Here is a 10,195-nt window from a genome sequence, read left to right as displayed (position 1 = left end):
CGTCGCGCAGTCACGCCGACGACTCGGCCCCGGCATACCGCGGCCCCGAGCGACGTTGTCCGCTGCGACGCCCACGCCTCGCATCTTCGCTCCCGCTGACCCGGAGCAGCCATCCTCGCCCGCACACCCGCGGGTTCGCTTCGCCCTCCCACAAGGATCATGACCGCCATCCCTGAACGCTCCCCGTCCGAGCAGTCCACCGTGCGCGCGCTCGCCCGCCTCCTGCCGTTCGCGCGCCCGGTGCTGCCGCGCCTCATCCTCGGCGGCGTCAGCGCGATGCTCGCCTCGGTGCTCGCCCTGATGTTCCCGCTCGTGCTGGAGGCCATCGTCGGCGGCCCCATCGCCTCGGGAGATCCCGGCCAGATCGTCTGGGGCGCTGTCGCCGTGCTCGTCCTCGGGCTCGCCGAAGCCGCGATGGTGTGGGCGCGCCGATGGTTCGTGCTCGCGCCCTCGACGCGGGTCGAGTACGCGCTGCGCACGACGTTCTACCGGCGCCTCCAGCGCCTGCCGGTCGCCTTCCACGATCGGTGGCAGTCCGGGCAGCTGCTGTCCCGCATGATGCAGGACATCGGCATCATCCGCCGCTGGCTCGCGTTCGGACTGGTCCTGCTCGTGGTCAACGTGCTCACGATCATCGTCGGCGCGGTGCTGCTGTTTCGCTGGCACTGGCTGCTCGGGGTCGTCTTCCTGGTGACCTCGGCGCCGCTGTGGTACGCCGGCTACCGCTTCGAGAAGCGGTACGGCACCCTCGCGCGGCAGAGCCAGGACCAGGCCGGCGACCTCGCGACCTCGGTCGAGGAGAGTGTGCACGGCATCCGGGTGCTGAAGGCCTTCGGTCGCGGCAGCCACGCCCTGCAGAAGTTCTCCCGTCAGGCAGAGACGCTGCGCCAGACCGAGATCCACAAGGCACGCGCGGTCGGCCTCATCTGGTTCTGGCTCGTCCTGCTGCCCGACATCGCGTTCGCCCTCGCCCTCGGCGTCGGCATCGCCCTCATTCAGATGGGGCAGTTGAACGAGGGCGAACTCATCGCGTTCTTCGCGATGGCCACGGTGCTGCGCTGGCCGATGGAGTCGATCGGGTTCCTCTTCTCGTTCCTGCTGGATGCCCGCACGGCGACCGACCGCATCTTCGAGGTGTTCGACGAGGTCGACACGATCACCGATCCGGCCACGCCGAAGACGCTTCGCGAGCCCCGTGGCGAACTCGCGTTCGAGGGAGTGCACTTCCGGTACCAGGATGCCCCCGAGGGGCAGCGCGACCTGCTCGATGGCGTCGATCTGGTGCTGCGGCCGGGGGAGACGATGGCGCTGGTCGGTCTCACCGGCTCGGGCAAGACGACCCTCACGACCCTCCCCACGCGCCTGTACGACGTGACCGGGGGCCGGGTGACTCTGGACGGCGTCGACGTGCGCGATCTGACCCTCGCCGAGCTGCGCACCCACATCGGCATGGCGTTCGAGGACGCGACGCTGTTCTCGCAGACGGTGCGCGAGAACGTGCTGCTCGGCCGCGAGGACCTCGAGCCGGGGAGCCCCGAGGCCGAGCGGGTCATGCGGGAAGCGCTCGAGGTGGCGCAGGCGCACTTCGTCGACGATCTGCCCGACGGGGTCGACACCGTCATCGGCGAAGAGGGACTCAGCCTTTCGGGCGGTCAGCGACAGCGGCTCGCCCTGGCCCGCGCTGTCGCTGCGCGGCCGGCGGTGCTCGTGCTCGATGATCCGCTGTCTGCTCTGGACGTCGACACCGAGGCCCTTGTCGAGGATGCCCTGCGGCGAGTGCTCGCCGAGACGACGGCGCTGGTCATCGCGCACCGCCCCTCCACGGTGATGCTCGCCGATCGGGTGGCTCTGCTCGAAGACGGCAGGGTCACGGCGGTCGGCACGCACTCCGAGCTCCTGCGCGAGAGCGAGCACTACCGATACGTGATCTCGAGCCTCGAGGTCGAGCAAGCCCGGATGCGGGAGAGGGAGGTGACCCTGTGAGCGCCACCGTCCTGGGAACGTCCGGTGAGGACCGGTCGGACTACACCAAAGCCGAGAGTCGCGTCATCCGTCGCCGCTCGTTGCGTCTGCTCGGCTCGCTGATCTCGCCGCTGCGGTGGCAGGTCGTGCTCGCCGGGGTCGTGCTCGTCGTCTCGACGGCGCTCCAGGTGGTCGGCCCGGCGCTGATCGCGTACGGCATCGACACGGCGCTGCCGGCGGTGCTCGACGAGGCGGACTGGATGCCGACCATCGGCGTCGTCGCGGTCTACCTCATCGCCGGGTTCGGCGGCGCGGGCCTGGTCGGCTGGTACGCGGTGATCGCCGCCCGGCTCACGCAGGCCGTCATGATCGATCTGCGCAAGCGGATCTTCCTGCACACCCAGAAGTTGAGCCTCGAGTTCCACGAGTCGTATACGTCGGGGCGCATCATCTCGCGCCAGACGAGCGACCTCGAGTCGATCCGGGAGCTGCTCGACGGGGGACTCAACCAGCTCGTGTCGGGTCTGCTCTACGGCGGGTTCACGCTCATCGCGCTGCTGCTGCTGGACTGGCAGTCCGGTGTCATCCTCGCCGTCATGGGCGTGCCGCTGTTCCTGCTCATGCGCTGGTTCTACCGCCGCTCGCAGGTCGTCTACCGCGAGTCCCGCGTCATCAGCGCGAAGGTCATCGTCAAGTTCGTCGAGACGATGACCGGCATCCGCGCCGTGAAGGCCTTCCGCAAGGAGCCCCGTAACGACGACGAGTTCGGCGAGCTCGCCGAGGACTACCGCGACGTCAACATGCGCTCGATCCGGCTGTTCGGCACGTTCGAGCCCGGGCTCATGGCTGTCGCCTCGGCGAGCATCGCGCTGGTCGTGCTCTGGGGCGGGTTGCGGGTCATCGACGGATCCATCGAGATCGGCATCCTGCTGGCGAGCGTCCTGTACGTGCGGAACTTCTTCGCACCGCTGCAGGAGGTGGCGATGTTCCTGAACTCGTACCAGGCAGCCACCGCCGCGCTCGAGAAGGTCTCGGGCGTTCTCGAGGAGGAGCCGACCGTTCCCGACCCCGTCGACCCCGTCGACCTGTGGACCGCCCGCGGGCACGTCGCGTTCGAGGACGTCACCTTCGGATACTCGGATGACCGCGTCATCCTGCCGCACTTCTCGCTCGAGATCCCGGCGGGGCAGACGATCGCCCTCGTGGGCACGACGGGTGCAGGCAAGTCGACGCTCGCGAAGCTCGTCTCGCGCTTCTACGACCCCACGCGCGGTGCCGTGACCCTCGACGGGGTGGACCTGCGGCGGCTGCATCCGAAGGACCTGCGCCGCGCGATCGTCATGGTCACGCAGGAGGCGTACCTGTTCAGCGGCACGGTCGCCGACAACATCGCGCTCGGCAAGCCGGATGCGACGCTCGACGAGATTCAGGCGGCGGCGGCGGCGGTCGGGGCGGATGCCTTCATCCGCGCTCTGCCCGACGGGTACGACACCGACGTCAACAAGCGCGGCGGGCGAGTCTCGGCGGGGCAGCGGCAGCTGATCTCGTTCGCGCGGGCGTTCCTCGCGGACCCGGCGGTGCTCATCCTCGACGAGGCCACCGCGTCTTTGGACATCCCGTCAGAGCGACTGATCCAGGATGCCCTCCAGACGCTGTTGGCCGACCGCACGGCGATCATCATCGCCCATCGCCTGTCGACCGTCGCGATCGCCGACCGGGTGCTCGTGATGGAACACGGCCGGATCATCGAGGACGACAGTCCTGAGGCGCTCATCGCCGGCACGGGTAAGTTCGCGCAGCTGCATGCGGCGTGGCGGGAGTCGCTCGTCTGACGACGTCGAAAAAGGCGACGGGGCCTCGGTGGGGGAGGGGAATCCGAGGCCCCGCCGCCAGCCGACAAGCCCCTCGGGTGGGGGCTAGAAACTGCGGGTGGGACTCGCCGGATCAGAGACGTATCTCGGCGACAACCTCACCGTACTCGGTTTCGCCGACCGGTGTGAAGCCCACGCGCTCGAAGAATGCCTGCGGGCCTTCTTCGCCTGCCGCATAGATGACGTTGACCTGGTCCACGCCGCGTTCCCGGGCCTCGGCGAGGAGGCCCTCGACCGCGAAGCGGCCGATGCCGCGGCCCTGGTCGTCGGCATCCACGTTGATGCGCCACAGGACGGAACGGAAGTACTCGGGCGTGCTGTCGCCGTCGAAATTCGCGCTGATGAAGCCGACGACGTCGTCTCCATCGAGCACGACACGCTGCCACATGGTCTGCGGATCCACGTCGCCGGCTGCCACTTCGTAGCTCTCCGGCGCCAAGAACTCCGCCTGTCCGGGCTTGAGCGACATATTGTTGACAGCTTCCACCGTGGCGGCGGACAGTTCAGCAAGTCGCAGTTCGGCCATGAGACACAGGCTAGCCGGGATGCCGCGGTTCGGCATCCCGCGCCCACCGCGAGCGTCGAAAACTATCTTGACATCGAGATAGTTGGGCCGGTGCGGTAGGCTCGTGCGCGGCCCCCGAGCGGAAAGATCAGGCGAGTGAGCGAATCCACGATCATCTACACGTACACCGACGAAGCCCCGGCCCTGGCCACAGCTTCCTTCCTTCCCATCGTGCAGGCGATCACGCATCAGGCCGGCGTGGATGTCGAGACGCGCGACATCTCCCTCGCGGGGCGCATCCTCGCTGCTTTCCCCCAGCAGCTCACGCCCGAGCAGGCCGTCGGTGACGCCCTTGCCGAACTCGGTGGGCTCGCCACGCTCCCCGAAGCCAACATCATCAAGCTGCCGAACATCTCGGCATCCATCCCGCAGCTGAAGGCCGCGATCGCCGAGCTGCAGGCGCAGGGCTATGACATCCCCGATTACCCGGACGAGCCGCAGACGATCGAGCAGAAGGACGTGCGCGCCCGCTACGACCGCATCAAGGGCTCGGCGGTGAACCCCGTCCTGCGGGAGGGCAACAGCGACCGCCGCGCGCCGCTGTCGGTGAAGAACTACGCCCGCAAGCACCCGCACCGCAACAAGCCGTTCCCCGCAGGATCGAAGACGCGGGTCGCCACGATGGGTCATGACGACTTCAAGAGCAACGAGAAGTCCTGGGTCGCCGCCCACGACGACGTCCTCTCGATCCGGCACGTCGGGACCGATGGCACCGTCACGGTGCTCAAGGAGGGGCTGAAGGTCCTGCCGCGCGAGATCATCGACGCGACCTTCCTGTCGGCATCCGCTCTTGACGCGTTCCTTGCCGAGACGCTTGCCGAGGCCTCCGCCGATGACGTGTTGTACTCGGTGCACCTCAAGGCGACGATGATGAAGGTCAGCGACCCGATCATCTTCGGGCACGTCGTCAAGACGTACTTCGGCGATGTGTTCGAGCGCTACGGCGACCGTCTCGAAGCCGCCGGGCTGACGCCCAACAACGGCCTCGGGTCGATCCTCGCGGGGCTGCCGTCGGTCGAAGGCGGCGACGAGATCGCCGCGGCGATCACCGCGGATCTCGAGCGGGGACCGCGCCTGTCGTACGTGAACTCCGACAAGGGGATCACGAACCTGCACGTTCCCTCGGACGTCATCGTCGACGCCTCCATGCCCGCCCTGATCCGCAACGGCGGCAAGCTGTGGGGCGTCGACGGCGGCGAGGACGACACGCTCGCCGTCATCCCCGACTCGTCGTACGCCGGTGTGTACCAGGCCGTCATCGACGATGTCATCGCGAACGGTCCGCTGGACCCGACGACGATCGGGACGGTTCCCAACGTCGGGCTCATGGCACAGGCGGCCGAGGAGTACGGCAGCCACGACAAGACGTTCGAGATCGCCGCCCCCGGTGTCGTTCAGGTGCTGGACTCGTCGGGCGAGGTGCTGCTCGAGCACGAGGTCGGCGCTGGCGACATCTGGCGCGCGACGCAGACCAAGCACATCGCGGTCATGGACTGGGTCAAGCTCGCCGTCACCCGTGCGCGCGCCACCGGTTCCCCCGCCGTCTTCTGGCTCGACGTGAACCGTTCGCACGACGCGCAGCTGATCGCCAAGGTGCACCAGGGGCTCGCGCTGCTGGACACGAAGGGCGTGCAGATCAGCATCCTCTCGCCCGAGGAGGCCACCCGCTACACCCTCGCCCGCATGCGCCACGGCCTGGACACCATCTCGGTCACCGGCAATGTGCTGCGTGACTACCTCACCGACCTGTTCCCGATCCTCGAGGTCGGCACGAGCGCCAAGATGCTCTCGATCGTGCCGCTGCTGGCAGGCGGCGGGCTGTTCGAGACCGGCGCGGGCGGCTCGGCGCCCAAGCACGTGCAGCAGCTGTTGGAGGAGAACTACCTGCGCTGGGACTCGCTCGGCGAGTTCTTCGCGCTCGCGGCATCCCTCGAGCACCTCGCCGAGACCACCGGCAACGCCCGGGCGAAGATCCTCGCCGACACCCTGGATGCGGCGACCGGCACGTTCCTCGAGAACGACAAGTCGCCCGGGCGCGCCCTCGGCACGATCGACAACCGCGGGAGCCACTTCTACCTCGCGCTGTACTGGGTGCAGGAGCTTGCGAAGCAGACGCAGGATGCCGACCTCGCGGCGATCTTCGCCCCCGTCGCTGAGCAGCTGACGGCCCAGGAGGACACGATCGTCGCGGAGCTGAACGGTGCGCAAGGGTCGCCGGTCGAGATCGGCGGGTACTACCGCCCGAACGGCGAGCTCGTCGACCAGGTCATGCGACCGTCGGCGACCTTCAACGCGGTGATCGACGCCCTTCGCTGATCTTCAGACCCGTCGCCGTCCTGCCGGCCTGTCCGCCGGCCTCGTCGCTCGCTCTGAGGAGCGTGGGGTCGCGCCTTGCTGCGGGTTGGGGCTTGCCACACTCGCACAACGGCGCGACCGAGCGCGCTACCGGTCGCGCTGAAGGACTAGCCAGCTGCTGACCAGGTGAAGGCAGCCAACGGATGCTGCGCGGGAAGCTCGAGGAGAGCCTCGACGCCGTCGATCCCCACCCCCGCCGCATCGACCACGCGGGCGTCTGCACGTCCCCGGCGCAGCGCCGCCGCGAACTCCTCGCGCAGGGCCTCGGAACGGAAGACCCCGCCGATCGCGCAGACGGCTGGGTCCGCGTCCACACCGGCGCGACGCAGCGCGGTCAGTGCGCTCTCGGCCAGCAGGTCCCCGGCCCGGCGCAGGATGCCCAGCGCCACCTCGTCACCGTCGGCGCCGGCCCGTGCGACCTCAGCGGCGAAGGATGCGACGATGCTCACCCGCGCGGGATCAGCCTGCAGGTCGATGTAGGCCTGCTCGAGATCCGGCCAGCGCCGACGCACGACCGCCGTGATCGCCGTCGGCTGTCCCCGCCCGTCGTGGTCTCGCATCGCGGCGACCAGGCCTTCACGTCCGAGCCAGAATCCGCTGCCGGCATCCCCCATGAGGTAACCCCATCCGTCGACACGGGCGACGCCCGCCGGTCCGACGCCGAGCGTGACCACGCCCGTTCCTGCGGCGACGACGGCACCGTGTGCCGTGCCCAGAGCGCCGAGGTACGAGGTGGTCGCGTCATGAGCGATGACGGCGCGCCGGGCGCCGGCGCCGGAGGCCAGCTCGCGCAGCCGAGACGGTGCAGTCTCGGCATCCGTGAGCCCCGAGATGCCGGCCGCGAGGTGACGGATGTCGAGGTCGAACTCGTCGGCGATCTGTCGCGCTGCCGCACCGATCTGCGCAAGCACCGGAAGATCGGTGCGCACGCCCGGGAGGACGGCTTCGCCGACCGAGGTGTCGGTGCGCACGCGAACCTTCATCCCGGTCTGGCCGGCGTCGATCGCGACGGTGGCGGGCGTGGCCTGGCTCACTGGATGCCGAGCTCCGAGAGGAAGGCCGCCTGCTGCTGCCACTGGTAGGCCCCACCGCCCTCGTGGTCGTTGAACTCGTAGGCGACGATGCGCTTGGTCGGATGGGCGAAGTGGTTGAACGCCGCGTACACGGTCGACGGCGGGCAGGTGGTGTCCATGAGCGCGACCGAGAACAGCGCCGGCGCCGTCGCGCGGCGGGCCATCGAAACGCCGTCGACGTAGGACAGCGTCCGCATCGTGCGCTCGCGCGCACCGCGGTGGACGGACAGATAGCGGACGATCTCCTGGTACGGCTCGCGGTCGGTCAAGCCGATCGCGCGGGAGAAGTGGCAGAGGAAGGGGACGTCGGGCATGACCGCGACGAGTCCCTCCGCGAGCCCGCCGGCAGCGAGCGCGATCCCACCGCCCTGGCTTCCGCCGGTCACGGCGATGCGGGACGCGTCGATCCCGGGGAGGGTGCGGATGGCGTCGACGGCGCGGACGGCATCCGTGAACACCCGGCGGTAGTAGTAGGTCGCGGGGTCCTCGACACCGCGGGTCATGTACCCGTTGGTGGATGCGCCGGTGCCATGCGGGTCGGGCGTGCCGCCCCCCGCGCCCCACGTCGAGCCCTGCCCACGCGTATCCATGATGAGGTGGGCGTAGCCCGCCGCCGACCAGGCGAGACGTTCGGAGGGCAGGCCCCGGCCGCCGCCGTAGCCGATGAACTCCACGATCGCGGGAAGCGGCTCCTCGGCCCCCGTCGGCAGGAGCAGCCAGGCGCTGATCGGGTCTCCACCGAAGCCTGCGAACGACACATCGAACACGTCGACCGAGCGCAACGGCGAGGTCACGGGCGTCAGGCGCGGTTCCCACCCCGCTTGCCGGGACTCGTCGAGCGTCGTGGCCCAGAACTCGTCGAAGTCGGCAGGCTCGTCGATCTCCGGCAGGTACGCCTCGAGCTGGGCGGGGGAGAGGTCGAAATAGGGCACGCGGGGTTCCTTTCCTTGCGGCAAGAGGCGCCTCTGGCATGTTACGGCTCTTGTCCCGCTACCCCGGAACAGGAGGCCGGGGGAAGAGGTCCGCTGCCCTTCCCCGCGGATGTAACGGTTTTGTAAACAGTCCGTTCAAACTCCACCGACCGCTTGCGGTTCGTTTGTTCGTAAGGTCTACTAACAAACATGACTGCATCGGAAGTGCAGCGCGGCTCTTCCACGGAATCCGCGCACACCCTCACGAGGTCGCGCGAGGGGTCTGCGACCTCGACGAACGCTGCGGCCTCGGCCGCGAGCGTCCAGCGCCGCGGTCTGCGCCGGGTCAAGGTGCTTCCCGAGCACGCTCGAGCGCATAACCGCTCGCTGGTCTTGCAGACGCTGTTCCACGACGGTGCCATGAGCCGCGCCGACCTCGCGCGCGAGACGGGGCTGACGCGCGTCACGATCTCCGACCTTGTCGGAGAGCTCATCGCCGACGGTCTGGTCGCCGAGCTCGGTACCCGGGAGGCATCCGGCCCCGGAAAGCCTGCCATGGTGGTCGACCTCGACAGAGTCGGTCACCGCATCGTCGGCATCGACCTCTCGGGACCGGACTCCTTCCTCGGAGCGGTCCTGACACTCGACGGCGACATCGTTGCCCGCCACGACGTTGCCGCACCCCGCGGCGCTGACGAGGCTCGTGACGCCGTGATCGAGCTTGCCCAGCGCCTCGTCGCTGACGCCCACGCTCCCGTGCTGGGCGTCGGCGTGGGCGCGCCCGGTGTCGTGGACAACAACGGGGTCATCCTCAGCGCACCCAACTTCGGGTGGACGCAGCTTCCGCTGCGCAGCATCCTCGAGGAATCCCTCGCCCTACCCGTCCTCGTCGCCAACGACGCCAACGCTGCCGTCCTCGCCGAGTACACCTTCGGAGGAGCGGGCGACGACGTCGTCCTCGTCAAGGTCGGGCGCGGCGTCGGTTCCGGGTTGGTCTCCGCCGGACAGCCCATGCGCGGCGCACACTTCGCCGCGGGCGAGATCGGCCACGTCACGGTCGGAACCGACGGTGGTCCGCAGTGCGCGTGCGGCAAGATCGGATGCCTGGAGGCGTGGCTATCGGTTCCGGCGCTGTCTGCACGGATCGCCGGTGCACGCACACCCGCGGAGCGGGACCAGCAGCTCCGAGATGCCGGCGAGCGCCTCGGGATCGCGCTCGCACCGATCGTCGGCGCGCTCGACGTGGCCGAGATCGTCCTGTCAGGCCCCGATCAGCTCCTTGCCGGGCCTCTGGCCGAGGCGACGGTCGAGACGATCCGCTCGCGCACGCTGGCACGGTTCCACGACGGAGTGCGCGTCCGGATGACGGCGCAAGGCCAGGACATCGTGCTGCGCGGTGCGGCCGTCATGGTCCTGTCGGACCGGCTCGGGGTGTCCTAGCGGGCACTCCACCAAATA

At 69.1% G+C, this 10,195-nt stretch carries 7 protein-coding genes; 4 read left to right on the top strand and 3 right to left on the bottom strand.

Going from position 1 to position 10,195, the window contains the following annotated elements:
- Positions 1-159: 159 nt before the first annotated feature.
- Positions 160-1,983 (top strand): ABC transporter ATP-binding protein, encoded by a 1,824-nt coding sequence (locus tag ACSGC5_RS12235; RefSeq protein ID WP_434970897.1) that lies wholly within the window; start codon positions 160-162, stop codon positions 1,981-1,983.
- Positions 1,980-3,794 (top strand): ABC transporter ATP-binding protein, encoded by a 1,815-nt coding sequence (locus ACSGC5_RS12230; protein ID WP_434970896.1) that lies wholly within the window; start codon positions 1,980-1,982, stop codon positions 3,792-3,794. Before ACSGC5_RS12235 ends, ACSGC5_RS12230 begins: the two co-directional genes overlap by 4 nt.
- Positions 3,795-3,906: 112 nt before the next feature.
- Here ACSGC5_RS12230 and ACSGC5_RS12225 read toward each other — a convergent pair whose 3' ends face one another.
- Positions 3,907-4,359, bottom strand: coding sequence for a GNAT family N-acetyltransferase (locus tag ACSGC5_RS12225; protein WP_434970895.1), 453 nt, complete (start codon positions 4,357-4,359; stop codon positions 3,907-3,909).
- Positions 4,360-4,494: 135 nt separating this feature from the next.
- Here ACSGC5_RS12225 and ACSGC5_RS12220 point away from each other — a divergent pair, with 135 nt between their 5' ends.
- Positions 4,495-6,714 (top strand): NADP-dependent isocitrate dehydrogenase, encoded by a 2,220-nt coding sequence (locus tag ACSGC5_RS12220; RefSeq protein ID WP_434970894.1) that lies wholly within the window; start codon positions 4,495-4,497, stop codon positions 6,712-6,714.
- A 146-nt stretch (positions 6,715-6,860) separates the two neighbouring features.
- Here the strand turns inward: ACSGC5_RS12220 and ACSGC5_RS12215 are convergent, their stop codons facing one another.
- Together ACSGC5_RS12215 and ACSGC5_RS12210 are read right to left on the bottom strand one after the other, a co-directional pair.
- Entirely contained in the window at positions 6,861-7,787 is a 927-nt protein-coding gene (locus ACSGC5_RS12215) for an N-acetylglucosamine kinase (protein WP_434970893.1), read from the bottom strand.
- Entirely contained in the window at positions 7,784-8,758 is a 975-nt protein-coding gene (locus ACSGC5_RS12210; protein WP_434970892.1) for an acetylxylan esterase, read from the bottom strand. The genes ACSGC5_RS12215 and ACSGC5_RS12210 overlap by 4 nt, the downstream gene beginning before the upstream one ends.
- Positions 8,759-8,947: 189 nt before the next feature.
- On the opposite strand from ACSGC5_RS12210, the gene ACSGC5_RS12205 reads away from it, so the two are divergent.
- Positions 8,948-10,177, top strand: a complete 1,230-nt coding sequence (locus ACSGC5_RS12205) for an ROK family transcriptional regulator (protein ID WP_434970891.1) — start codon at positions 8,948-8,950, stop codon at positions 10,175-10,177.
- The last annotated feature ends 18 nt before the right edge of the window (positions 10,178-10,195 follow it).

Origin of the sequence: Microbacterium sp. bgisy207 (genome assembly GCF_965345035.1) — a bacterium.
GTDB lineage: Bacteria > Actinomycetota > Actinomycetes > Actinomycetales > Microbacteriaceae > Microbacterium.
The sequence above is the reverse complement of the archived record's forward strand: the minus strand, read 5'-3'. Positions and strand labels throughout refer to the sequence as shown.

Bases quoted from the DNA above. Each gene is read 5' to 3' on its own strand.
- ACSGC5_RS12225 (WP_434970895.1), bottom strand. From the start codon at position 4,359: ATGGCCGAACTGCGACTTGCTGAACTGTCCGCCGCCACGGTGGAAGCT.
- ACSGC5_RS12205 (WP_434970891.1), top strand. From the start codon at position 8,948: ATGACTGCATCGGAAGTGCAGCGCGGCTCTTCCACGGAATCCGCGCAC.
- ACSGC5_RS12235 (WP_434970897.1), top strand. From the start codon at position 160: ATGACCGCCATCCCTGAACGCTCCCCGTCCGAGCAGTCCACCGTGCGC.